The organism is Actinotignum schaalii FB123-CNA-2, from assembly GCF_000411135.1.
GTDB classification, from domain to species: Bacteria; Actinomycetota; Actinomycetes; order Actinomycetales; family Actinomycetaceae; genus Actinotignum; species Actinotignum schaalii_A.
This window is the reverse complement of sequence record NZ_KE150263.1, coordinates 682,434-706,002: the sequence shown is the minus strand read 5'-3', so window position 1 is coordinate 706,002 and position 23,569 is coordinate 682,434. Positions and strand designations below refer to the sequence as shown.

General features: G+C 61.7%; 20 protein-coding genes. 13 read left to right on the top strand and 7 right to left on the bottom strand.

The features are described 5' to 3' along the window. Positions 1-553: 553 nt before the first annotated feature. Positions 554-1,249 carry a hypothetical protein gene (locus HMPREF9237_RS09075; protein ID WP_016443297.1) on the top strand — a complete coding sequence of 232 codons (696 nt, stop codon included), beginning with the start codon at positions 554-556 and terminating at the stop codon, positions 1,247-1,249. A 12-nt stretch (positions 1,250-1,261) separates the two neighbouring features. On the opposite strand, the gene HMPREF9237_RS08275 is transcribed toward HMPREF9237_RS09075, so the two are convergent. Further along, positions 1,262-2,773 carry a hypothetical protein gene (locus HMPREF9237_RS08275; RefSeq protein WP_039898959.1) on the bottom strand — a complete coding sequence of 504 codons (1,512 nt, stop codon included), beginning with the start codon at positions 2,771-2,773 and terminating at the stop codon, positions 1,262-1,264. Positions 2,774-2,904: 131 nt separating this feature from the next. Then, entirely contained in the window at positions 2,905-3,573 is a 669-nt protein-coding gene (locus tag HMPREF9237_RS08270; RefSeq protein WP_016443295.1) for a uracil-DNA glycosylase, read from the bottom strand. A gap of 1 nt (position 3,574) precedes the next feature. Here HMPREF9237_RS08270 and HMPREF9237_RS08265 point away from each other — a divergent pair, with 1 nt between their 5' ends. The 3 genes from HMPREF9237_RS08265 (at position 3,575) to groL (ending at position 6,577) form a co-directional block, all read left to right on the top strand. After that, on the top strand, positions 3,575-3,910 hold the full coding sequence (locus HMPREF9237_RS08265; RefSeq protein ID WP_016443294.1) for a DUF3263 domain-containing protein: 336 nt from the start codon (positions 3,575-3,577) through the stop codon (positions 3,908-3,910). 96 nt (positions 3,911-4,006) lie between these two features. After that, positions 4,007-4,633: a LytR C-terminal domain-containing protein gene (locus tag HMPREF9237_RS08260; protein ID WP_016443293.1), complete on the top strand. Its 627-nt coding sequence runs from the start codon at positions 4,007-4,009 to the stop codon at positions 4,631-4,633. Positions 4,634-4,954: 321 nt separating this feature from the next. After that, positions 4,955-6,577 carry a chaperonin GroEL gene (groL, locus tag HMPREF9237_RS08255; protein ID WP_016443292.1) on the top strand — a complete coding sequence of 541 codons (1,623 nt, stop codon included), beginning with the start codon at positions 4,955-4,957 and terminating at the stop codon, positions 6,575-6,577. A 162-nt stretch (positions 6,578-6,739) separates the two neighbouring features. On the opposite strand, the gene HMPREF9237_RS09070 is transcribed toward groL, so the two are convergent. Beyond that, positions 6,740-8,152 (bottom strand): hypothetical protein, encoded by a 1,413-nt coding sequence (locus HMPREF9237_RS09070; protein WP_155876001.1) that lies wholly within the window; start codon positions 8,150-8,152, stop codon positions 6,740-6,742. 201 nt (positions 8,153-8,353) lie between these two features. Here HMPREF9237_RS09070 and HMPREF9237_RS08245 point away from each other — a divergent pair, with 201 nt between their 5' ends. Beyond that, a complete protein-coding gene (locus HMPREF9237_RS08245; protein ID WP_231366727.1) occupies positions 8,354-9,169 on the top strand; it encodes an SDR family NAD(P)-dependent oxidoreductase in 816 nt (271 codons plus the stop codon). Continuing rightward, entirely contained in the window at positions 9,166-9,963 is a 798-nt protein-coding gene (locus HMPREF9237_RS08240) for a lysophospholipid acyltransferase family protein (protein ID WP_016443289.1), read from the top strand. Before HMPREF9237_RS08245 ends, HMPREF9237_RS08240 begins: the two co-directional genes overlap by 4 nt. Positions 9,964-9,968: 5 nt before the next feature. On the opposite strand, the gene HMPREF9237_RS08235 is transcribed toward HMPREF9237_RS08240, so the two are convergent. The 4 genes from HMPREF9237_RS08235 to HMPREF9237_RS08220 form a co-directional block, all read right to left on the bottom strand. Further along, positions 9,969-11,576, bottom strand: a complete 1,608-nt coding sequence (locus tag HMPREF9237_RS08235; protein WP_016443288.1) for a sensor histidine kinase — start codon at positions 11,574-11,576, stop codon at positions 9,969-9,971. 9 nt (positions 11,577-11,585) lie between these two features. Next, positions 11,586-12,329 carry a response regulator transcription factor gene (locus HMPREF9237_RS08230; RefSeq protein WP_016443287.1) on the bottom strand — a complete coding sequence of 248 codons (744 nt, stop codon included), beginning with the start codon at positions 12,327-12,329 and terminating at the stop codon, positions 11,586-11,588. Between the two features lie 240 nt (positions 12,330-12,569). Further along, entirely contained in the window at positions 12,570-13,325 is a 756-nt protein-coding gene (locus tag HMPREF9237_RS08225; RefSeq protein WP_016443286.1) for a PspA/IM30 family protein, read from the bottom strand. 101 nt (positions 13,326-13,426) lie between these two features. Beyond that, positions 13,427-15,367 (bottom strand): TPM domain-containing protein, encoded by a 1,941-nt coding sequence (locus HMPREF9237_RS08220; RefSeq protein ID WP_016443285.1) that lies wholly within the window; start codon positions 15,365-15,367, stop codon positions 13,427-13,429. Between the two features lie 215 nt (positions 15,368-15,582). Here HMPREF9237_RS08220 and HMPREF9237_RS08215 point away from each other — a divergent pair, with 215 nt between their 5' ends. From HMPREF9237_RS08215 to HMPREF9237_RS09060, 7 genes are all read left to right on the top strand, one after another. Beyond that, on the top strand, positions 15,583-15,960 hold the full coding sequence (locus HMPREF9237_RS08215) for a cold-shock protein (protein ID WP_016443284.1): 378 nt from the start codon (positions 15,583-15,585) through the stop codon (positions 15,958-15,960). Continuing rightward, positions 15,953-16,789, top strand: coding sequence for a DUF3027 domain-containing protein (locus HMPREF9237_RS09065; protein ID WP_051107012.1), 837 nt, complete (start codon positions 15,953-15,955; stop codon positions 16,787-16,789). Before HMPREF9237_RS08215 ends, HMPREF9237_RS09065 begins: the two co-directional genes overlap by 8 nt. Before the next feature lie 16 nt (positions 16,790-16,805). Beyond that, complete coding sequence (gene manA, locus HMPREF9237_RS08205; protein WP_016443282.1) at positions 16,806-18,197, top strand: mannose-6-phosphate isomerase, class I; 1,392 nt, start codon at positions 16,806-16,808, stop codon at positions 18,195-18,197. Between the two features lie 299 nt (positions 18,198-18,496). Continuing rightward, positions 18,497-19,972 carry an NCS2 family permease gene (locus tag HMPREF9237_RS08200; protein WP_016443281.1) on the top strand — a complete coding sequence of 492 codons (1,476 nt, stop codon included), beginning with the start codon at positions 18,497-18,499 and terminating at the stop codon, positions 19,970-19,972. Between the two features lie 245 nt (positions 19,973-20,217). Beyond that, positions 20,218-21,732 carry an MFS transporter gene (locus HMPREF9237_RS08195; protein WP_231366726.1) on the top strand — a complete coding sequence of 505 codons (1,515 nt, stop codon included), beginning with the start codon at positions 20,218-20,220 and terminating at the stop codon, positions 21,730-21,732. After that, positions 21,725-22,429, top strand: a complete 705-nt coding sequence (locus tag HMPREF9237_RS08190) for a metal-dependent transcriptional regulator (protein ID WP_016443279.1) — start codon at positions 21,725-21,727, stop codon at positions 22,427-22,429. The genes HMPREF9237_RS08195 and HMPREF9237_RS08190 overlap by 8 nt, the downstream gene beginning before the upstream one ends. A gap of 404 nt (positions 22,430-22,833) precedes the next feature. Beyond that, the gene (locus HMPREF9237_RS09060; RefSeq protein WP_016443278.1) at positions 22,834-23,568 is read left to right on the top strand and encodes a C40 family peptidase; all 735 of its coding nucleotides are present in this window, start codon (positions 22,834-22,836) and stop codon (positions 23,566-23,568) included. The last annotated feature ends 1 nt before the right edge of the window (position 23,569 follow it).

The following is a 23,569-nucleotide window of genomic DNA, read 5'->3' as shown; positions in this document are numbered from 1 at the left end:
AGGTCGGGGGATGCTTGGGTGAGTAGTTCGCCCAGGTAGGTTGTCGGGTCGATATGATGGGGGTCAGCGGCCATTGCGGGGTATCTCCTTTCGAGGATAGGTAAGAGTTGATTCGAAAGGTACCCGCGATGGTCGCCTTTGTGCATGCCGACACGAGGATCACCGCGGGATACAGATACACCACACTAACGGACGCAACCATCGGGCTGGGGGAAACGGCTGGGGAAATGAGAGGCACATAGTGTGCTCACTGGTGTTTTCTGGTAGGGACATGGTTTATTCTGAATGGTCAGGTGCATTTAATGTGATTGATTTTCGTGCGGTGGTTCTTGGCGTGCAGTTCTGAAAAAATGCGATTTATTTTTAAGGCACACCCAGCAACACCATATGGGGTTAAGTGCTCTCATGTGGCAGAAGAAGCATGCTCTGTGGTTGGTTCCGTTGTCGTATCGTATCGTTAGTGGTGGGTAGTGCGTGGTATTGGCAACCGCGTCTGATCGATCATTTGACTGAGACGCGGTAGCCGCAGCGGCTCCTGGTTATGGAGGTTTCTATGTCCCTTCCAGTTGGTGCATTTACTGCTGCGGCGCCCGGGATCCAGCGCCGTTTGCGGAAAATAAGTAAATATCCGCGCGAGCCGCGGGTATTTTCCCAAGCTAAAATTTGGTTTGCTTTTGGGTGGCCGGGTTTAATTGTTATGGCTATAACGGTTATTGCGTTAGCAACCGCTGATGAGGCGAGTCGTCCTGATGATGCCACTCTCGGAATTATTTGTTGCTCCGGTTTGATGGTTTTTTGTTCTTGGTTTCTGTGGATGGGGTACAAGCGGCGTTTTGGCGTAGATAATCAAAAAGTGTGGTCCAGCTTTGCGCCGGTCTTTTATCGGGAGATTTATTTCTCGGAGATAACACGGGTGACCTTCGCGGGTGTATCTTTCGGAGTCTTTGCTTGTAATAAGAGACCTCTTGCTTTGGGTATCAACCGTTTTGATTACACCCTGGCATGCCTGCGGATTTTGGAGGAGATGCGGGTAAGGTGCTTCACGGTTGGGAAAATCGAGCCTCATGATCCGCGGTGGCCGGAATCATGGCAGGAAATGCGTAATCGGTTGGCGGTCGAAGCGTACCGGAACCACCAAAATTACTATGATTCCCACCCGGCCGAATTGCAGGAGCTCAACGCATTAGCGGTCGGGCGATTCGTTACTCCCAACCCGGTTCCGCAGCCGCCTACTCAAAAGGGATACTGAGAAAGCCCGGCTTTAGCCCCGAAACCTGCGCCAGGCCGCGAGCGCTAATCCGGCCCCGCCCAGCAGCGCCGCGAGTGCCAGTCCTGCGGCAGAGTCCGCTCCGGTGTATTGTAGCGGCGTTGGGCGCGGCGTGGGCATGTTCGCCGTCCGAGTTGGGGTGGTGCTGGGCTGGGTTGGCACATTTGTCGGTGGCGTAGACGCAGGCGTGCTCACCGAAGGCGGTGTGCTGGGAAAAATCGGAGTGCTCGGAACTATAGGAGTGCCGATAGTAGCCGGAACGGTAGGGGTAGAAACCGGCGGCGCGGGCGTGGACGGCGTCGGGCGGGGAACGCTTTGGTCGCTGGGTTCCGGTGCTGGCGTAGTGGACGGCTCCGGTTCCGGCGATTCAGAAGGCTCCGGCTGTTCGCACAGCGTGATCACCGCGGCAGCCTGATCGCAGCCGTCCTCACCAATACCGCTGAGGTCATACGTGACCGCGGGATTGGCGTAGAGGGCATAGGTGTAGGCATACCAATCGCCTGCCCCTAATGAGCCTTCAATATCTGTCCCGATAAGATCGCTGCGCCCGGTTTCCTTCGTGACCACGCATTGCGGTGAGCCGGTCAGACCGGCATCCGTCACCCTTTCGCGTGCCGCGGCATTCACCGCCGGATCTCTGAGCGAATAGACGGGCAGATCACCCATGCGGCCCCACTCAAATTCTTGTAGACTCTGGCAGCCTTCGATATACGAACCGGGCCCGCCGCCTTCCTGCGAGCATTTCCATAGTTTATTCGTGGCCCGCACGGGAAGTACGGTTACCTCCGATTGCACCGCCACATCACCTTCCACGCGGAGCGTGTAGACGCCCGGGCCTTGCAGTCCGAAAGAATATTCGTCGTACAGAGCCATATTCCCAACCACGCCGTCGTAGGCCTGGTACGACGGCGGATCTGTGGACATGGCTATATCGGCTTTCATATGCCACACCCCTAGATTCTCATCCTCGAAATTCGGCCCGATATGTGGATACCAGGGGAAAGTTTCGGGATCTCGGCCGGGATTGAGCTCGGGATCAACGGTAACTGCCCCTTGCTCGCCTCGGCGTACATTCCAGATGGGCAGCTCCTGATTCACGGGCTTGATGGGGACCGTCCAGCGGCTTTCCCAATCGAAATCAGGCTGCGCCTGGAGGGCCTCGAGAGTGGCGTGGTCCGGAACACCGGTGACCGTGATGCGTACGTTCTCCAGTACCGTAGGAACAAAAACAGCCACGCCCTGCGCGCTCTGGACATGATCAGAAGATCCCAGGAGACGGGCTACCTGAAGCGTGTAACTCACATGGGCGACGTCGCCCACCTTCTCCACGCAGGTATTCCCGCCATGGCAATTTACTCCGCCACCGGTAAGATTCACGACGTTTCCGGCAACGGTGAGGCGCGGGTCAGGCCCACCCGCTGTCGCGGTGGTGGGAAGGAAAATGCCGGCGCCGGCCAGCGCGGCGGCAAGGGCAAGACGCCCGAAAGTGGCTGCGTGAGTGGCCATGGGTACCCCCGTGGAAAATAATTCCCGATGCGGCGTCAACTGTGAAACCACATGAGAAACGGCGTGATATGCGGGTGGGAATCCCGCACCTAGTTTCATATTACGCCTTAGTAAATTAATATGTGCGGGTTCTAGGGCAGGCGCCAATCCACCGGACTGGCACCCTGCTCGGCCAGAAGTGCATTGGCCCGCGAGAAAGGCTTGGAGCCGAAGAAACCGCGGGCGGCGGAAAGCGGCGAGGGGTGCGGGCTGGCAATCACCGGGGTGTCTCCCAGCAGCGGGCGCAGCTCCTGAGCGTTGCGGCCCCACAAAATTGCTACGAGCGGTTTCCCGCGCGCCGCGAGAGTTCGTATCGCATGATCGGTGACCTTCTCCCAGCCGCGCCCCCGGTGGGAATTAGCGTTATTGGGGGTCACGGTCAGCACTCTGTTGAGCAGCATCACACCCTGCTCGCACCACGGCGTGAGGTCACCGCTGCTGGGAAGCGGGGCACCAACGTCGTCGTGCAATTCCCGAAAAATATTGACGAGCGAGCGCGGCGGGGCAACATTCGGCGCCACGCTAAAGGAGAGCCCCACCGCATTACCGGGGGTGGGGTAGGGGTCCTGCCCCACAATGAGCACTTTGACGGCATCCAGGGGATACGTGAAAGCGCGCAGCACATTCTTGCCCGCGGGAAGATAGCCGCGCCCGGCCGCGTTCTCCTCGCGTAAGAACGTTCCCATCTCGTGAATGATAGGTTCAACAGGGGCAAGAGCCCGTGCCCAATCGGGGCTGATGATTTCGGAAAGAGGCTGCATAGTGTCAGAGTACCGGAGTGAGGAACCTCCTTTTGCGGGCGCGCCTTCGAGCGAGGGTGGCGGAGAAGCTACCTGGGAGGATTTCCTGCGCGGTGCCGGGCCTGCCTTGCACGACGACGAGCTGCGCGTCCTCACCACGGAGATGCGGTGGCGGGCCGTGTACCGCACGAAAACCGAGGCAATTCGGGCCTTGGGCATGACTCCCACCCGCTACTACCTTATTCTGTCCGGCATCCTCAATAACCCGCGTGCTGAAGTGGAGTATCCGGATGTGGTGCGGGCTATTACCCGTTTGCGGGATCTGCGCGATAAGGAACGCGGCGGCCGCGGCGAGTGACGCGCTGCGTGACGAGCGCGGGGTAGCGCGTAATTCATGGCGGCTGCGTGCCGCGTCACCGCTGATTGTGCAGCTGAAAACAGCTAGGCTAACGGTGTGGCAGGAAAGTACCCAGTAGACGAATTTGATATCGCGGCGCGTCAGCGCACAACCCGCGGGGCGCACCGTAAGCGCGAATCCTCAGCAAAGTGGTGGATCGCGCTTATCGCTATCCTCATTCTTGCCCCGGCTCTCGGGTACGGCATTGTCAAAATGAACCAGATTTCAGTAGCGCCCCCCTCTCACAAGCCGAGCGTGAGCGCACCGGCCCAGTCCGCAACGCCAGCGCCCGAAGCGGGCACTGAAGGATCGGGCGCGGAAGGCAGCCCTGCTCCCGCTTCGGAGGCACCGGCGCCCGCGGAAGAAGCCTCACCATCAGCTTCCCCGACTCCGGCCGCTGAGGTGGATCACAACCGTTCCACCCTCATCCTCAACGCCTCCGGGATTTCCGGGTATGCCGCCGCCCACCAGCGCCAACTCACCGAAGCTGGCTTCACTACCACCTCGATCGGTAACTACCAGCACGCGGCGCCGGCGCACTCCCAGATTTTCTATCCGACGGCCGCTGATCTACCCACCGTGGAAGCCATTGGTGCCGAATTGGGAATCACCGATTTCGTTGAAAACGCCAGCGCGAGCGGAGATAGCATCGTCGTCGTGCTGGCGGGAGATACCCGCGGCTAAAGAACCGCACGTCAAGATTCCCGGCTTCGCCAGCCGCTAAAACTTGAGCGCTTCCCACTCAAGTTTTCGGGACGCTCATCCGGAGCTAGGTGCGCGGAATTGCGGGCATATCGCGTTTTTCTGGCGGGTGGCTGCTGCGTCGTCGTACCTGAACCACAGCTTGCACTCACGCCTAGAGAGTGCCAGAATCTCTGTTAGCACTCCGAGTATGTGAGTGATAAGTCCACCTGGTTGGTGAGGCTGACCGTGAGCGAAGAAAGGCTTCGCGCGGGAAGTCGTCCGTCGCGGGCACCGGCCACAGTGATTCTGGAGGAATATCGCATGGCAAAGACCATTGCTTTTGATGAGGAAGCACGCCGCTCCATGGAGCGCGGCCTCAATCTCCTCGCGGACACCGTCAAGGTGACGCTGGGACCCAAGGGCCGTAACGTCGTTCTCGATAAGAAGTGGGGCGCCCCCACCATCACGAATGACGGCGTGTCCATCGCCAAGGAAATTGAGCTGGAAGATCCCTACGAGCGTATCGGTGCTGAGCTCGTCAAGGAAGTCGCCAAGAAGACTGACGATATCGCCGGTGACGGCACCACCACCGCAACTGTTCTCGCTCAGGCCCTCGTGCAGGAAGGCCTGCGCAATGTGGCCGCCGGCGCCAACCCCATCGCGCTGAAGAAGGGCATCGATACCGCGGTCAAGGCCGTGACCGAACGCCTCCTCGCGGACGCGAAGGAAGTTGATACCCGCGAAGAGATCGCCTCCACCGCCGCCATTTCGGCCGGTGACCAGGAAATTGGTGAGGTCATCGCCGAAGCCATGGATAAGGCCGGCAAGGAAGGCGTCATCACCGTGGAAGAGTCCTCCGGCTTGGAGCTGGAGCTTGAGCTCACCGAAGGTATGTCCTTCGACAAGGGCTACCTCTCCCCCTACTTCGTGACCGACGCCGAGCGCCAGGAAGCCGTGCTGGAAGATCCCTTCATCCTCTTCGTGGATTCGAAGATCTCCAACCAGAAGGAACTCCTCCCGGTTCTCGAAAAGGTTATGCAGGCAGATCGCCCGCTCCTCATCATCGCTGAGGATGTGGAATCCGAAGCGCTGGCCACCCTCGTGGTCAACAAGATCCGCGGCACCTTCCGCTCCGTGGCCGTCAAGGCCCCGGGCTTCGGTGATCGCCGCAAGGAAATGCTCCAGGATATGGCCATCCTCACCGGTGGCCAGGTCATTTCCGAGTCCGTTGGTCTCAAGCTGGAGAACACCGATCTCACGCTCCTCGGGCGTGCCCGCAAGGTGGTTGTTACCAAGGAAAACACCACCATCGTGGACGGCGCTGGCGACCAGGAGCAGATTGACGGTCGCGTTTCCCAGATCCGCACCCAGATCGAGAACTCCACCTCCGAATACGACACCGAGAAGCTCCAGGAGCGCCTGGCCAAGCTCGCCGGTGGCGTAGCGATCATCAAGGCCGGTGCGGCTACCGAGGTTGAACTCAAGGAACGCAAGCATCGCATCGAGGACGCCGTGCGCAACGCCAAGGCGGCCGTGGAAGAAGGCACCGTCGCCGGTGGTGGCGTGGCCCTTATCCAGGCCGGTAAGGAAGCTTTCGCCGACCTCAAGCTCGAGGGTGACGAAGCGACCGGTGCGGCTATCGTGCGCTACGCTATCGAAGCTCCGCTCAAGCAGATCGCCAGCAATGCCGGCCTCGAGGGCGGCGTGGTGGCCGAGAAGGTGCGCAACCTCCCCAAGGGCGAGGGCCTCAACGCGGCCACCGGCGAATATGTCAACCTCATGGAGGCGGGCGTGATGGATCCGGTCAAGGTGACCCGCTCGGCGCTGCAGAACGCGGCTTCCATTGCCGGTCTCTTCCTCACCACCGAAGCCGTGGTGGCGGACAAGCCCGAACCGCCGGCTCCGGCCGCGCAGGGTGACGGCGGCATGGGCGGCATGTACTAAACCTAAACCGCAAAGATAAGGTGTCAACCTTGGGGTGGCGCGCTTTCCGAAAGGAGGGCGCGCCACCCTTGGTATATCTGGAAGTACTAGCAGACCCGGCTCGCAGTTCGCAGGTTCGGCCGCGCTCTACCGATCCGGCCGCACGTGAGTGCCCGGCCGTGTTTACATATCCGGTTCGCGCTCGATACCGTGCGTGGGGGAGGGGTCGGCGGGCCGGGCCACAATATCGCCTTCCGGGTCATCTTCGATCAATGGCGGGATGGTTTCCGTATAGCGTGGGCTGCGCCGGGGCGTGCCCTCGCGTTCCTTTTCTTTCCACACCTCTGCCTGGGCGCGATCCGCGAGCGGGGAATCAATATTCTCCGCCAGCGCAATGGCTTCATCGCGTTCCTTTTCCGCCGCGCGCCGCCGCTCATTAATCTTATTGAGCATGGCCTGGGAAACTTCCTCGCGTTGGCGTTTGCGGATCTGTTCGGCGCTCAGCTGCGGCTCACTCGCTGCGGTATCCGGCCCGACCGGGAGCACCCGCGTCACCTCACCGGAATCCTCCTCCGGAATACGAGCTTCCACCGCTTCCAAAGTAGAAGTTTCGGTACGGGCATCGCGGTAGGCGTCCGCTCCGGCCGGCGTTACGGGCGCGGCTGGCGCAGTGAGAGGTAGCAGCGGCGTCGTACCTAAATCGATATCACCCGGGCGCGCAACCTCGGCCGTTTGCTCCGCATCCGTTGTGCGGGCAGCACCTACCGGGTGCGCTGCATCCGCACTCGGTTCCGGCTCAGCCAGGCGCTTGCGCAGCTTCGCGGCCTCCGCCTGCAAATTCTGACGCGCCGCATCCTCCCATTTTTGGCCCTCGGGCGTATAAAACAAATGCTTGCGCTCCAGCAGCTTCGCCACGATTTTTTCGCGCCCGCGCCAGAAACTCTCATCGGGAATATGTGGGTATTCCTCGCGAATCGCCTGAGTATAACGCCGGTAACTCTGCGGGGAAGAAGCCAAAATCGCCAGGTGTGCATCACGCAGCACCATAATGTCAATATCTTGCTCAGCGGTCCCCAGACTGGTGGCCGGGGCGCGCCCCATAACCGGCATCGCGGTGAGCGCCGGCGCCTTCATACCCCAAATCAATTCGGCCACCCGGCGCGCGGTTTCGGGAACGATGCCGAGCTGCGTCAGTTCATTTTCGGCAGTGCGCGCAGAAAGCAGCTCATCTTCACCCCCGCGTTTCGTGTAAACACGGTAGCGCGACGTCGAAAAAACCACCCCGTGGTACCAGGCAGCAAGCCGCACCGTATCCGGGTGATGCGTTTCGTTAATGAGTTTTTCCACATTGGCAAGCATGGCCGTGAGGTGGTGAATATCGTGGAAGATGCGATCAGGTTCTGACCAGCGCCTTAGAACAGCAGCGCACGTCTCCTGAATCTCCGCGCTGGACGCGGTCGCCCCCAGCCCCGTCACTGCCTTCTCGAAAGAAACCGGCAGCCACGAAGGAACGGACATATTTCCTCCCACCGTGGTGCGCACCCGCGGCGAACTTTTCGCCAGGGGACGACGACGCACGTCGCCCTCCGCACTCAAACGCAACTGATTCTAATCATGCCCCAGCCCGGGTGGGGACACTTTGGGCCTTCTCGCACGCTAGGACCGCCGAGGGAGAGTGCGGCTCGGCCCTCGGAGCGCCCGCTGGCAGCGCCTCGGGCTCGCCACTTTTCGCCCAGCTGAACGCGATAACCGGGTCGGCGAGGTGCACGGGCGCGGCCGGTGCACTAACGTAGAGACGTGATATCTGACGCAGCCTTCTCCGCATCGCCCACCGGGCAGCGGCCTCGGGCACTGGTGACCGGGGGAAGTTCCGGTATTGGGCTCGCTTTCGCCCGCCAGCTCGCCGCCCGCGGGTACGCGCTGGTTCTGGTGGCGCGCGGGAAGGAACGCCTGAATGCCGTTGCCGAACAATTCCGGGCCGGTGGCGTGGAATGCGAAACGATGTGTTGCGATCTAGGTGTGGGGAACGACGTCGCACGCCTGTGCAGCTACCTAGATGGCCATGCTGTTGATGTGGTGGTGAATAATGCCGGGGCCGGTCTCTACGAGAGCCTCGTGGACGGGGATATGGACCGGATTGAGGCCGCGGCGGCCCTCATGGCGGGAGCGCCAGTACGGATCGGTGCGGCGGCCACGGCGGCGATGGCTGCGCGAGGGAAGGGCACCCTCATAAATATTGCCTCGGTGCAGAGCTTTGTTCCCATGGGTGCCTACGCGGCCCTCAAATCCTTTGTGCGGGTATGGTCCGAATCGCTGGCTGTGGAACTGCACGGCAGTGGGGTGACGGTGACCGCGGTACTGCCCGGATGGGTACGTTCGGATTTCCACCGCAACTCCGGCGGGAAACGCTCCGGGGTTCCCGATGCGCTCTGGCTGGAACCCGATACGGTGGCGCGGGCCGCGCTCGCGGCGGCCGCGCGCGGAAAAGTCCGCTGCACCCCCACGGTGCGCTACAAGATTATTGGTTTCCTCGCGGAAAAGGGCCCGCGCTGCGCGGTAAACTGGGTGGCAAGGAAAATTAATGGCAGTGGGCGAAAGGCGGACCGCGGGTGAGTGAGCTCGAACCGATCGATCCGTATTTGGATGAGTCCAAAGCCCGCCGCCGGCATCGGGTGCGCCGCGCCCTCACGAAACCGGTCATGTCCACGATTCTCCGACCCACCGTGCTGGGAGAGGAAAATATCGAAAACCTGGACGGCGCGTTTATCCTGGTCCCGAATCATTCCTCGCACCTGGATGCTCCCATGATTTTCTCGCTGCTTCCCGATAAACTCACTGAGCGGTTAGCGACCGGGGCGGCCGCGGATTATTTTTATCGCCGCCGCGGCATCTCCAATCTCACCTCGTTGTTCTTTAATACTTATCCCATTGAGCGCGGTAAAAAACCCACCGGGAAGGCCGGTTCGGAATACCAGCCCGGCCGCGCCAAAGGGATGACGGGCCGTCTACTGGCCGCGGGAGTTCCGATTCTGATTTTCCCGGAAGGTACGCGCTCGCGCACCGGGGAACTCGGTACCCCGAAGGCGGGTGCCGCGGCCCTCGCCCAGCGTTTCAATGTTCCTATTGTTCCCATCGCCATGTCCGGCGGGCATGAAGTTATGCCGGTGGGTGCGGTGCTCCCCAAATTCCGCGGCGAGGTCTTTTTGTTTATCGGCAGGCCCATGTATGGCCTCGCGGAGGAAGACCCGGCTGATTTTATGGGCCGGGTCTTCACCGCCATTGAGATGATGCTCGAGCAGAAAAGTGCACACCCGCTCACCTCGGAAGGTGCCAGTCCTTTCGATCTGCCCGAGGCCGGCGAGACGCCCGATGCTGGCGAGGCGGGCGAGTTTCCGGAAACTGAGTAGCTCGCTTAGCCGGGCGTTGCCGGATTCTGACACGGCTCGGTCGGGGCGGGGAAGGTGAGCTGCACGGTGAGTCCGCCACCGGGGGTGGTTAGCGCCCGGGCGGTACCGTGGTGTGCGGCCATAATAGCGGCAACAATGGCAAGGCCTAGGCCGGAGCCCCCTGATTCGCGCGAACGTGAATAGTCCGGGCGGTAGAAACGCTCGAAAATTCGCTGGGAATCGGCTTCGGAAATACCGGGGCCGTGATCACGCACCTCAATAGTGGGGTGGCCTTCCGCGATGCCCACTGCCACTTCTACCGGGCTGGCTTCCGGGGCGTGTGCGAGCACATTAGAAAGAAGATTTGCGATCACCTGGGTGATGCGATCCGCATCCCCGTGGACTTCCACCGTATCGGGCGCCGGGGTGCTCCCATCCAAAGCAACCACCGTGGCGGTGCGTTGCGGGGCACGCACCCGGAAATCGAGGATGGCGTTATCTGCCAGCTTGGCAAGATTGACACAGTCAAGGTTAAGGGGGCGGTTTTCGTCCAGGCGGGCCAGCTGGAGCAAATCCTCCACGAGCCCGGCCATCCGGTTGGCTTCCGATTCCACTCGCTCCATCGCCTCAGGGACACGCTCGGGGGGAACTCCGCCCAGGCGATATAGCTCGGAATACCCACGCACGGTTGCTAGCGGGGTGCGTAATTCGTGAGAGGCGTCCGAAACGAAGCGTCGCATTTTTGCTTCCGAGCGTTCCTTTTCCGCGAAGGCATGCTCGATTTGAGCGAGCATAACGTTAATGGAATTAGCGAGCATCCCAACTTCGTCGTCGTCCTGACCGTGCGGAACACGTTCGGCCAGATGTCCTTCCGCGATGGTATGCGTGGCCGCTTCGATATCACGCAGGGACCGCAAGGTACGCGATACAAGACCGGTAACGGCCAGGCCGGCAGCCAGCACGGTTGCGAGCCCGGCGAGCACAAAAATAAGGCGCAGGCGCGCAATAGTAAACTCGATTGGCCCGAGTGGCTGGGCAATAATGATATTCCCGGTAATGAGACCGCCGGTGGAGGCAGGGCTAATAGGGTGAACCAGCACCCGCCAATCAGAGCCATACAGGGTGGAAGGAACCGTCACGGGTTCTTCGGACCCCAGTCTGGCAATATGCTCGAGATCGCGCGGGTAGCCGAATTCTTCTACGGCCCCCGGATTGGGTAGTTCGTAGGTGGTCACGTCTCGCTGCCCGGCAATACCCCAATTGACCCGCACGAAGAAATCGGAGAGGTTGAGGGGGGAGGATTGGCTGGCACCGGGCAGATCCTGCAGGAACATCCGCTCCACCGAGCGCGCATTCGTGGTCAGATCCTGGTCGATAGTGGAGACCAGGTATTGCTTGAGAAGGGTGACCGAGGCGAAACCCAAAAAGGTTGCCGCGGTTCCCACCAGGATGACGAAAGCGATAATGAGGCGGCCGGCCAGGGTGCGGGCCGGCCGCAGCGCGCGCCGGAAAACTCCGCTGTGGCGGGCGCGCCCGGGAGATTCGGTAGCCGGCTTGCCAGGCTGCGCCGGGCGGCTCGGCACCGGCGCAGCCCCCGCGCTTTCCGGCGGGAGCGGATCGTGACGTTGGGTCATAACCGAATGTTATTTGGAAGCACGCAGAACGTAGCCGATGCCACGGCGAGTGTGGATGAGAGGAATGAGATTGCGGGCCTCTTCCGGATCGGTAATCCCCAGGGCTTCCGGGGAATCAATTTTGCGCCGCAAATAGGAAATATAGGATTCCACGATGGAGATCTCACCCTGCCAGTTGTAATCCCATACATGATCGAGGATCTGTGATTTAGAAACCACTCGTTCGGCATTAATAATGAGGTAGCGCAGTAGCTTGAATTCGGTGGGGGAGAGCTCCACCGGCCGGCCGGCGCGGGTGACCTCATACGAATCTTCGTTCATTTCCAAGTCCGCGTAGCGCAGCACCGCCGATTCGGTTTCTTCCGGGCTGGTGCGCCGCAGCACCGCGCGGATACGCGCCACTACTTCCTCCAGGGAGAAAGGCTTGGTGATGTAGTCATCCCCGCCGACGGTCAGGCCTTGGACTTTGTCCTTCACATCATCGCGGGCGGTGAGGAACAGCACCGGCAGATCGTGATCGCGTTCGCGCAGCCGGCGCAGCACCTCAAAGCCGTCCATGCCCGGCATCATAATGTCGAGGACGGCCAGATCCAGGTGCTGATTTTGCTGGTGAGCGAGGGCTTCCGCGCCATCGGCGGCGGTGTACACATCGAATCCGGCGAACCGGAGAGAAACGGAAAGAAGTTCGCGAATCGAGGGCTCATCATCAACAACGAGGATGGCCGCTTCGGGAGTGTGCTCGGTAGGCGTCATGATGTTAAGGAAACTCGAGGTATCTGGAAGCTTCCTGAAAGTTTGCGGGAAGCGAAAGCAAAGCCGTGGGAGCGATAGAAGTGGAACGACGCCGCGGGCCGGGGTGGCCTTGCCACCCCGGCCCGGGAAGCCACGCCGCGCTTGGGTCACCTAGGTGCATGCGGCGTGTGCTCGTGCCCGGTGCGGGATATTCCCCGCGCCGGAGAACTGTGTGCTTGAGGAGCGGGGGAGCCAGGTACTTTAGTAGCTAGTGAAGTCCCGGCCTTCGATTTGCTCGGGGGCTTCCCCGCTTTTGAGGGCAGCGAGGCGCGCTTCGATTTCTGCGTCGTCGGAATGATCCTCCAATTCGGCGAATTGATCGGCCAAGCTCAGGGAGGCAACTTCGGCCTTGCCCTGGGCCAGGGCTTCCTGGCGGCGGACTCTGTCTTCGAAACGGGCCAGTTCACTGGTGGGATCCAGCACGTTGATCGAGGAGATGGCATCCTGCACCTGGCTTTGCGCCTGTGCGGATTTCTGGCGTGCCACCAGGGTATCGCGCTTATTCTTGAGTTCGGTGAGCTTCTCCTTCATCTGGGTGAGCCCGGATTTGAGCTGTTCAACGACCTTTTCCTGGGAGGCGAGCATGGGTTCGGCATCCTTGGCTTCGCGCTCGTATTGAATCTGCTTGCTCAACGCCACCTTCGCCAGGTCATCCCAGTGGTTCGCACCTGCTTCATCGCCCTTGGCCCGCATCTCATCGGCGCGGCGCGAGGAGGCGATAGCTTTCTGCCCCCAGTCACGGGCGGCTTTGATGTCCTCGTTGTAATCGGATTGTGCCAGGCGCAGATTGCCCACGGTCAGGGCTACGGCATCTTCGGCTTCCGCAATGGAATTCTTGTAATCCCGCACCATCTGGTCGAGCATCTTCTGCGGGTCTTCCGCACGGTCGAGGAGCGCATTAATATTTGCCTTTGCCAGCTGGGTAATGCGTCCGAGGATTGTTTGTTTTTCAGCCATGATCAGCCTTTCTCTGTGCCATCGAGTAGGAATGTGTGATGAATAATGGATAAATAGTATCCGGGCGGGGCGCGATCAACGGACGCACGCAGCCACCGGTATTAGAATGAACGGCTCCCTCCTCCCGCGGCGCCCCCGCCGCCAAATCCGCCGGAGCCACCTCCAAAACCTCCGAAACCACCGCCGAATCCGCTGGAACGGTCCCCGCCAAAACCGGTGCCCCAGCCGGAACCCCAGCCGGAATTGTGGCGGGATCCGCCCCCGGAGAGCGAGCCGAGGAACATCCCGAGCAGCAGGCTACCTACGTCCCCGCCACCGTTATTGCCACCATAGCCACCGGAGTTGCGGGCGGACATCGCTGCCTGGACCGCATCCATGGCGCGCTGGGCATAGGATTCGGCCCGCGCGTAATAATCACGGCGCTTAGCCAGGTCATCGCTGGTATCCCCGGCTTGTAAGGCAGTGCGAGCCGCCTCCAGCGGGGCGCGTGCTTCGTTCCCGGTGCTCCAGCGGTTTTGCGAGACCATCGCCTCCGCCCGCTGCACCGTGGCCCGGGCCCGCTGGCGATCCCGTTCCACTCCGGCTGCCTGGCGGCGGTAGTTTTCCTCCGCGTTCCGGGCCGGGGCGAGCGCCCCGTCCAGGTCATTTTCCGCGTCGGTGAGTTCCCGAATTCCGGCCAGCGGATCCACCCGCTCTCCGCGATATTTCTCCACCAGCACCGCCGCCCGGTCCCGCGCGGCGACCACCTGGACATTATCCCCGCCGATGCGATGGGCATCCGCAATATCCGCGGAAATGGAAGAGATATGCTCAGCTAGTTGGGCGAAGGCTCGATTAATAGATTCTTGGACGTTAGAAATCGCGCGGTAGCGTTCCGCAGCCTCATCCAAAGCCTGTTCAGCGATACGCACAAACGGCACGGCCTGGTTGCGTTCGCCCCCGCTGAGCAGCCGATCAACCTGCCCGAGCGCATCCTCCGCCCCGGCCACGAGAGACTCAATATCCCCTGGGTAGGTGCGGAAGGTTGCCACCGCGCCCTCCCCGTAACTTGCCGCCAGCGAATCCAATTGCCGGGTAGCGTTGGGAAGATGAGTGCGAATATCCGCCACACCTTCGCGCACCCGCGCCGCGGCCTCCTCCACATTCGCCGCTAAATCACGCAGCCGGGCGAATTCTTCTTCCTGTTCGGTAATGGCTCGCTGCGCTTTTTCGGTCAGTTCCAAAATCGCGGTGTTATAGGCACGCACCTGCTCCGGGGTATCGGGGATATCGTCGTCCAAGAGCTGGCGTTGGTTGAAAGCTTCTTGGAGATAGTGCTGTGCCTGCGCAAGCGCTTGGTCAAAGCCGCGCACTGAGTTCACCCCGAATTGTGCCCGCGCGAAATTGAGTTCCGCGGCGGCGCTGCGCACGCCGTCGTCTGTCGCTAAAAGTGCGGCTGCGGCACGTTTGCCGAGCGCGGCAAGATCTTCACGAGTTTTATTTTCCGCTTTTTTACGTTTGCGCGAACGCACGAAAATAATGGCCCCGATAATAACGACGACGACGCCACCCCCGAGCGCCAGACCGCCCCAATTCGTTTCTTCCCCTTGCGCTAACGCCCGGGTGTAGGCGAGGGAACCTTCCAGCCAGCGGCCATCCCGGTAGGCGGCTCGCACTTCCGCGGTAAAAGCCTGGTCCAGGTCTGAGGCGGAGAAACTTGAGCGGCCGTAGGCGTAGCTGAACTGGCGGCTATCCACGGCCACCGCGATGAGGGTGGCATCGCTGGAGAGCCCGGCGCGGTTGAAAGTTTCGATGGGCCACTGGTCCGCGCTGGCGCCGTCGAACCTGTCGACAAAAACGAAACGTACCGCGTAATCCGTCTCATCTTGGAGGCGGTCAAGGGAAGTGCGCAGCTGCTCTTCTTCAGAGGCGGAAAGCACCTGGGCGTGATCGGTGACCGGGTCAACGCCGGTGAGGGGTTCTTCCGCGGCGGCCAGTGGGCCGGAGAGCAGTAGAGCGCTTGCGAGCGCTAATGTTCCAGCTAGCCGGCGTGCGATCCCCATAATTTCAACCTTCCGTGTGCCCGGTGGTGCTCACCAGGTTTACCCCTTACGTGGTGGACAGCACAATTTAACCACAGCATTCTGGGAGTCGGATGGGAAAAGAGGCCGGGGCGTTCAGCCGGTAGCGTTGCCTGTGCCCGCGGGGGCGCTGGTAGAATGGCGCTGGTGCTTCGCCCGACCGTGTGCGAAGCGTTTTTGCTAGAAATGAGAGTGTTGTGCCAACCGGAAAGGTTAAGTTTTTCGACGCCGCTAAGGGCTTCGGCTTTATTGTCAGCGATGAGGATGGTGCGCAGGTTTTCCTGCCCGCATCGGCTCTCCCGGAGGGACTCACGCCGCGCAAGGGCCAGCGGGTATCTTTCGGGCTTGCCGATACACGTCGCGGTCCGCAAGCGCTCAATGTCGAACCGATGACCAAACTTGAATCGCTCGCGCGGAAGAATAGGCGTTCCCCGGAAGAAACGGTGGTGATCGTGGAAGATCTCATTCGGCTTCTGGACGGGGCCTCCACCCAGCTTCGGCGCGGTCGCTACCCGGAAGGGGGAGGGCAGATCGCGCGCGCCTTGCGTGCGGTCGCCGATGATTTTGATGCCTAAGAATGAAGAATATGACAACTATGCGGGGGAAGAATCCGCTGCGGTCCACTTTCCCGATGTGAGGGTTGAAGGACATGCGGATGAGGGTGCAGATATGGCGCGCCCGGAGGATCGCGTTGATGAAAACGTGGCGGTCACCCCGGATGATAAGCGGGTAGAACCGCTGCCCGGCCTACCTGAAGATCGAGTTCTCGCGGGGGCTGTTGCTGAGGCGCGGGCAACCCTACTTGAGGCCATTGCCGAACGTTTCGTGGGAGAGTACGCGGGATTCCTCGCCGAGGACACCCGGGTGGTGTCCTACCTCTTTACCTGCACTCACCCGGGATATCACGGCTGGTACTGGAGTATTACGGTGAGCCGAGCGAGTCGGGCCCGTACCGTGACCTTTAACGAAATTGAGATGTTGCCCGGGGCGGGCGCTTTGCTGGCTCCACGCTGGGTGCCGTGGAGTGAGCGGCTGGCCAAGCTGGAAACGGAAAAAGCGCAGGCGCGGGCCGCTTCGGAAAAGGAACGTCAGGAATCGGCGCGGGCTGCCGCAGCGGACAGGGCTGAGCGCGCTGAGCGCAGCGGGCGGCGCCGCCGGGTGCGGCGCAAGATCGCGGGCGTGGAAAGCGAAACCGGCGCGGTGGACACGGACGCCCAAGCTCCGGCAGCAGCGTCGGCACCTACTCCCGAATCCGCTCAGGAACCGGCAGCTGAAGCGGCGGTAGTGGAAGCGGCCGCGAGCCTTGCCGCGACTCCGGCTCCGGTGATTCGCCGCGGGCGCGGGCGTACCGTGGTGCGCGGATCACGCGGGCGGCGCTACCAGGCCACCGGCGCCCTGAGCTAAAACAGGAGCAGCGGTGATGCGGATCCAAGGGCGGGCCAGGGACTATGCGTGGGGCGGCACGAGCGCGCTTCCCGCGCTTTTCGGCTATGCACCGGCGGAAACCCGGGTAGCGGAAATCTGGCTCGGCGCCCACCCCGATGATTCCGCCCAGGTGATCGCCGCCCAGGATGCCCCGCTCTTTGACCTGGCTCAGCTTTATCCTTCCGCACCCGCCGGGGAACACCGGATCGGGCGCGAATCGGAGGCGAACGAGCGCGGGCACGCCGCGCTGCGCGCTCCGCGCGGGCGGCGGCACGCGCGGCACCGGGCCGGCTTGCCGCGAGGCCCGCGCACCCCAGAGGCTCCGGAAGATTCCGCCACCCTGGTAGCTCCCGGCGGGCCGAGCCTACGTGATCTTATTGCCCGGGCACCCGAAGAGATGCTCGGTGCGGATGTGGCGCGCCGGCACGGGGGTGAATTACCGTATTTACTCAAACTCATTGCCCCGGATCAGCCACTGTCCCTCCAGGTACACCCCTCCCTCGAGCAGGCCCGCGCGGGTTTCGAGCGGGAAGAAGCCGCCGGAATTTCCCGCACCGCGCCCCATCGTTCCTATCGGGATCGCAACCACAAACCGGAACTGGCCTATGCTCTCACGCCTTTCGAGGCTATTTGCGGGCTGCGCACTCCGCGCCGCATCGCCGAGGTGCTGGGTGGTCTCGGGCTGCCCCTCACGGACCGGCTGGCGGCCCTCGTGGAAGAACGCGGGGTGGGAGCGGTGTTCGCCGATCTGCTTTCCGCGGGAACCCGCCCTTCTCCTGAACAGATTCAGCAGGTGGTAGCAGCCTGCGCCGCGCGCCTGGAGCGGGGAACTTCGCCCTCCCCGCGCGCGGACCGCATCGTGGAAACCCTGGCACAGCACTATCCCGGCGACCCCGGAGTGGTAGCTTCCCTCCTCATGAATCCGGTGAGTTTGCGCCCCGGCGAGGCACTATTTATCCCTGCTGGGACAGTACATGCGTACCTGTCTGGAACCGCGGTGGAAATCATGGCGGCCTCAGATAATGTGCTGCGCGCCGGCCTCACCCCGAAACATGTGGATGTGGAGGAACTGGTGCGGATTATGGACGACGCCGCGGTCCCGCCCATCCGCATCGCCCCCGAGCATATGAGCGAGGCGGTGTCCACCTTCTATGTTCCCGTGGATGATTTTGAACTCTCGATAGTTCATTTGCGCGATGCTACCTCCACGGAAAAGTTGCGTTCGCGCGGTCCGCGCACGGTGGTCTGCCTGGAAGGCGCGGTGGAAATCTTTGCCGGAGGTCGGCGTGAACCGCTCAACTCGGGGCAGGCGGTTTTTGTTCCGCACAGTGACGGGGAGCTGGCGGTACGGGGATTTGGCGACGTCGTCGTCGCATCTGTTCCGTAACAATCCGGGTCGCACGGGTGTCGATACGCTCCGCACCCGCAGCTGCGTGGCCGGACTCACGCGGGTGGTGGGCCGGGAGAAAACCGCACTATCGCGCCGTTTCTCCACACCACTTTGCGCACGTCTCGAAATGTGAGATGAAATGGGCGAAAAAGCGTCCACATAGTGAGACTTATCTTGCGTGGGTGGTGGTCGCGGTTCAAGAATGAGTGCTGGTGGCGGTCAGGACCGCCCGAAAATCTGCGGATCACGCGCTCGCCTGGCGCGCAGCGGACCGCACGACTACCGAGGAGATCTTCGTGAGCGTAACTTCCACGCACGTCGAGACGAACCACAGCACAACCTCCGAACCGAAGCGGGATTTTTTCCGGCTGCGCGAACGCGGGACCACCGTGGCCCGGGAAGTGCGCGGCGGACTGGTCACCTTCGTGGCCATGGCCTATATTCTGGTTCTTAATCCAATTATTCTTTCTGGGCAGGATTCCACCGGAGCCTACCTGGGCGGCGGCACCGAGGGGCCGAACCTCCCGGCCATCGCTGCGGGTACCGCTATCGTTGCGGGTGTGATGACGCTGCTCACCGGCGTTATCGCGAATTTCCCGCTCGCCATGGCGGCCGGGCTGGGACTCAATACCATCGTCGGCGTGGTCATCGTGCAGATGCCCGGTATGACCTGGGCTGACGGTATGGGCATTATCGTTATCGAAGGTATCGTTATCACGCTGCTCGTGGTGACGGGCCTGCGTGAAGCTATTTTCCGGGCGGTGCCGAAGTTCTTGCGCACCGCCATTTCTGTGGGCCTGGGGCTCTTCATCACCCTGGTTGGGCTGGTCAATGCCGGCCTTATCCGCCCCGGCGAAGGAACCATCATGTCCTTCGGAATTAACGGCTCCATCGCCTCCTGGCCGCTGGCTGTCTTCGTTTTCGGTCTTTTCCTCACCGCGATCTGCCTGCTGCGCGGGGTTCCCGGCGCGCTCCTCATCGGCATCGTGTCCTCGACCATCGCGGCCGTTATCGTCAATATTGTTGCCAAGCCAGGAAGCGTGGCCGGTGGTGACGTAGCTGGCTGGAACGGTGGGGCACCCGCGCTGAACGGCTCCCCGGTGCAGATCCCGGACTTCTCCACCCTCGGTGCTTTCTCCGTGGTGGGCCCCTTCCAGAAGCTCGGTGTGATCTCCGTAGTTGTGTTGGCCTTCTCCGTGATGCTCGCCGACTTCTTCGACACCATGGGCACCATGGTCGCGGTGGCTTCCGAAGGTGATCTTCTCGATGAGGACGGCATGCCCTACCACACCTCCCGCATCCTGCTCCTCGATTCCCTCGCGGCGCTGGCCGGCGGTATGGGCGGCGTATCCTCCAACACCTCTTTCGTTGAATCGACGACGGGCGTAGCTGACGGCGCGCGCACCGGCCTCGCGTCGGTGACCACCGGTGCGCTCTTCCTGCTCTCGATCTTCTTCGCTCCGCTCGTCACTCTGGTTCCTTCCGAAGCGGCCGCTCCCGCGCTGGTCGCGGTGGGCTTCCTCATGATGCAGCAGGTAACCGAGATTGATTGGGAAGATCTGAGCGTGGGTATCCCGGCCTTCCTCACCGTTGCCCTCATGCCCTTCTCCTACTCCATTACGGTCGGCATCGGGGTGGGCTTCGTTGCCTTCGTCATCATGTCGGTGGCCGCCGGGAAGGCCCGCCGCGTGCACCCCCTCATGTGGGGAACCTTCGTGGCCTTCGTGGTCTACTTCCTGCTCGATCCAATTCAGAAGCTCCTGCTCGGCTAAGCGCAGCTCAGTTCTGCGCAGCACTTTGGCTGCCAGCTCAACCACGCAGGGCCTACCCGTACGGGTAGGCCCTGCGTGCGTCGTCGTACCATTTTCGCCGGTGAGACAAACGTGAGCCTTGCCTGGCCGTGCGTGATAAACTCACCGCAGATAGCGCAACTGCGAGCTCGCCGCGCCCGCCGGCCGCTATGGATATCGGATTTTTCTGCAGGGGGCAGGATTTAGTGGGGCGTACATTCGCCAGTTTGAAGTACCGCAACTACGCTATTTGGTTCGCTGCCTCGTTGGTCGCCAATACCGGCGGGTGGATGCAACGCACCGCTCAGAACTGGCTCGTCATGAGCGACCTCACCAATAATGATGCTTTCGCCGTCGGTATTGTCACGGCGCTGCAATTCGTTCCCATTCCTTTTATTATGCCGCTGGCCGGAGCGCTCGCTGATCGCCTCGATAAACGCAAAATGGTGGTGCTCACCCAATTCGGAATGCTGCTCACCGCGGTGGCCCTGGGGGTACTGGTCCTCCTGGGCTGGGCGAATGTGCTGGTGGTCTGTCTTTTCGCCCTGGCCATCGGGGTGATTCAATCTTTCGATAATCCCCCGCGTCTCGTTTTTATCTCCGAATTGGTGCCTCCGCGCTGGCTACCGAATGCGGTGGGCTTGAATTCCATGTCCTTTAATATTGCGCGCCTGATCGGGCCCGCGCTGGGCGGCTTGCTTATTGGCATTATTGGGACCGGCTGGGTTTTCATTATTAACGGCATCATGTTCGGGGCTACCCTTATTGCGCTGGCGCTCATGCGCCCCGAAGAATTCCATCCGGCACCCCGCCCGGAAAAGAAGGTTTCCGCGATTCAGGGGACGATTGACGGCCTGCGTTACGTGGGCAACCGCTCCGATCTTCTCGTGATTTTCGCGGTGGTGGGCGTGGTTTCCTGCCTGGCCATGAACACCCCGCTCACCACGGTGTCCATGTCCACCATGGAATTCCACGCCGACTCCACCCAATTCGGCATTGTTTCTTCTATGGTCGCGGTTGGTTCGCTATCCGGTGCCGTGGTGGGGGCGCGGCGTACGAAGCAACCGCGTGTGCGCTCCGTGGTAGGAGCGGGCGTAGCTATGGGTATCGCGGTTACCGCCAATGCACTGGCCCCGAATTTGCTGATCTACACCCTCACCCTGGTGCCGGTCGGTTTCTTTATGCTCATTATGCTCACCGCAGCCAATGCCGCGGTGCAGATGTCTACTTCTCCCCAGATGCGCGGGCGCGTGGTCTCCCTCTACCAAACGGTCAACCAGGGCGTGACCCCGATCGGTTCCCTGGTGGTGGGCGGTATTTCCGGGGCAGCCGGGGCGCGCTGGGGTGTGGGCATCGGCGCGATTGGCTGCCTGGTGGCTACCGTGGGTGCCTACCTGTGGGGCCGGCGCAAATGGGATGTGGAAGTGCACTACCGGGTGCGCCATCCCTTCCAGCTGGAGATTCTTGGCCCGCTCGAACATGAAAATGAGGAGCGCGAAGCTGAACTACGGGCCAATCGCACCGGGCAAACGGATAGCGGGCAAAGTTTCACCGCGGAGGACCACGACGAAGTCGAGGCCGATCTTTTCGAACCTGAAGATGAAGCCCACGATGCCGAAACTGGGCATTCCCCGCAGCGCGCGGGCGGCTTAGAATGGCAAGATACGCATGAGGAACCGGATGTGGATGGGCACCCGAATGCCGCCCCCGCCGCTGAGACGAAGGAGACGCGCGATGAGTGATGACCTTGTTGATACCCGCGAAATGTACCTCAAAGCGGTCTACGAACTCGAAGAAGAAGGAATCGTTCCGCTGCGTGCCCGGCTCGTGGAGCGCCTGAGTCAATCCAAACCCACCGTCTCGGAAACCGTGGCGCGCCTAGAGCGCGACGGCATGATGTACCTGGATACCAACCGCGCTATTGTCCTCACCAAGGAAGGCCGGCGCATCGCTACCAGCGTGATGCGTAAGCATCGGGTGGCCGAATGTTTCCTCCTCCACGTGCTCGGGATGCCCTGGGAACACGTCCACGCGGAGGCTTGCCGCTGGGAACACGTCATGTCCCGCGAACTAGAAGAACGCATTGCCCACGTGCTAGGGGAGCAGGGCTACGAGCTCAGCCACGATCCTTTCGGCAACCCGATTCCCGCGGAAAATTCCCTGGGCCCCGGCGCTGATATAGCCGCGCGAACCGGCCTGCTCGCCGTGGCGGATTACCTGGAGCGCAACCCGAGCGGTGGGAAAGTTACCATTGCGCGCATCGGTGAAGTGATCCAGACCGATGACGACGTCCTCGAGGCTATGGCCGCGGCCGGCATTAAACCCGATGCTGCGGTGACCCTCAGTGTTGAGGACGACGGCGATATTCTCGCCCACGGAGCAAGTGGGGTATTTCCTCTGACTGATTGGATTCGCAAACACCTCTTGGTGCATGCCTGAGGTAGCCGGGCTGAAGGTGCCACTTCCCGGGAGGTAGCGTGCGCCAGGCGCTGGTGAAGGCTGGGTGCGGAGCCTGTCTCAGGTGGTGACGGTGGGCGCCCGGGGTAGCGGAGCGGTAGCACAGCGTCGTCGTCATGTGTGGTCTCCACCACGATTTATCACTGCGATGTAATTTAAGTCGCAAAAAAGTATATCAAAACGTTATAAACGGGTGCTTGGAAAAGCCTGGTATCACGCGAAAAAAGTGGAGGAAAGGCCGGGAGTTCGCCGTTTTAGGATGATAACGGCCCTCCTGTGCCACTTGTTACATAAACGTGACAATTCGTTGCCTAATCGTTACGCTAATGGACGTACCGAAAGTGCCCCTCGGGGCGCGCAGGAAAACTTTTGTAGGAGATCATCCCATGACCGGACGCCACGCTCTTGATACGCGGTCGCAGGCTCATAACCTGGCGAACCCTGCAGTACGTGGTCTCACCGCAGCTCTCGTTGTGGGCGGCGCGGCAGCACTGATCGTTCCGAATGCGGCGGCTGATACCGCGGCCGCGCCCGCCAAGGCGGCGCTGTCTAATCCGCACGCGCAGGACGTTGCTGCTGGCATCGCCGGCACCACGAGCGCCACCTCGGAATGGAGGATCGAACAGATCAACATTCAATCCGCAGCTCCGGCTATTGAAGTAGCTGCCCCGGCCGCTAGCGCCACCACCGCCGCGGCTGCCACCGCCACCACTTCCTCTGATGACGATGCCACTCCCGCCGCCGCGGGCATTGGTGTGGAAGTGGAAGCCGCCCCCAGCGCTATTGGCTCCTCCGTTCTTGATACCGCCCTCAGCGGCGTGGGCTCGCCCTATGTATGGGCTGGCACCACACCATCCGGCTGGGATTGCATCGGCTTCGTGCGCTGGGTCTACGCCCAGCACGGCGTTGCTATCGGCGGGTACACCACCTCGGTGCTCTCGGTGGGCCGCCAGGTTTCCTACGCGGAAGCCCAGCCCGGTGACATCCTCTACTGGCCCGGTCACGTGGCGATCTCGCTGGGCAACGGCCAGAATGTGGCGGCGTGGAACCCGAGCATGGGTACCCGCGTGGGTCCGGATTCGTGGTGCGGTGATACCCCCATCGTGATCCGCGTTTCCTAAA

Excerpts from the sequence above, each read along its gene's own strand:
- HMPREF9237_RS08190 (WP_016443279.1), top strand. The coding sequence starts at position 21,725 with ATGAGTGATGACCTTGTTGATACCCGCGAAATGTACCTCAAAGCGGTC.
- HMPREF9237_RS08275 (WP_039898959.1), bottom strand. The coding sequence starts at position 2,773 with ATGGCCACTCACGCAGCCACTTTCGGGCGTCTTGCCCTTGCCGCCGCG.
- HMPREF9237_RS08270 (WP_016443295.1), bottom strand. The coding sequence starts at position 3,573 with ATGCAGCCTCTTTCCGAAATCATCAGCCCCGATTGGGCACGGGCTCTT.
- groL (WP_016443292.1), top strand. The coding sequence starts at position 4,955 with ATGGCAAAGACCATTGCTTTTGATGAGGAAGCACGCCGCTCCATGGAG.
- HMPREF9237_RS08220 (WP_016443285.1), bottom strand. The coding sequence starts at position 15,367 with ATGGGGATCGCACGCCGGCTAGCTGGAACATTAGCGCTCGCAAGCGCT.
- HMPREF9237_RS08230 (WP_016443287.1), bottom strand. The coding sequence starts at position 12,329 with ATGACGCCTACCGAGCACACTCCCGAAGCGGCCATCCTCGTTGTTGAT.
- HMPREF9237_RS08225 (WP_016443286.1), bottom strand. The coding sequence starts at position 13,325 with ATGGCTGAAAAACAAACAATCCTCGGACGCATTACCCAGCTGGCAAAG.
- HMPREF9237_RS09060 (WP_016443278.1), top strand. The coding sequence starts at position 22,834 with ATGACCGGACGCCACGCTCTTGATACGCGGTCGCAGGCTCATAACCTG.
- HMPREF9237_RS08235 (WP_016443288.1), bottom strand. The coding sequence starts at position 11,576 with ATGACCCAACGTCACGATCCGCTCCCGCCGGAAAGCGCGGGGGCTGCG.
- HMPREF9237_RS09065 (WP_051107012.1), top strand. The coding sequence starts at position 15,953 with ATGCCTAAGAATGAAGAATATGACAACTATGCGGGGGAAGAATCCGCT.
- HMPREF9237_RS09075 (WP_016443297.1), top strand. The coding sequence starts at position 554 with ATGTCCCTTCCAGTTGGTGCATTTACTGCTGCGGCGCCCGGGATCCAG.
- manA (WP_016443282.1), top strand. The coding sequence starts at position 16,806 with ATGCGGATCCAAGGGCGGGCCAGGGACTATGCGTGGGGCGGCACGAGC.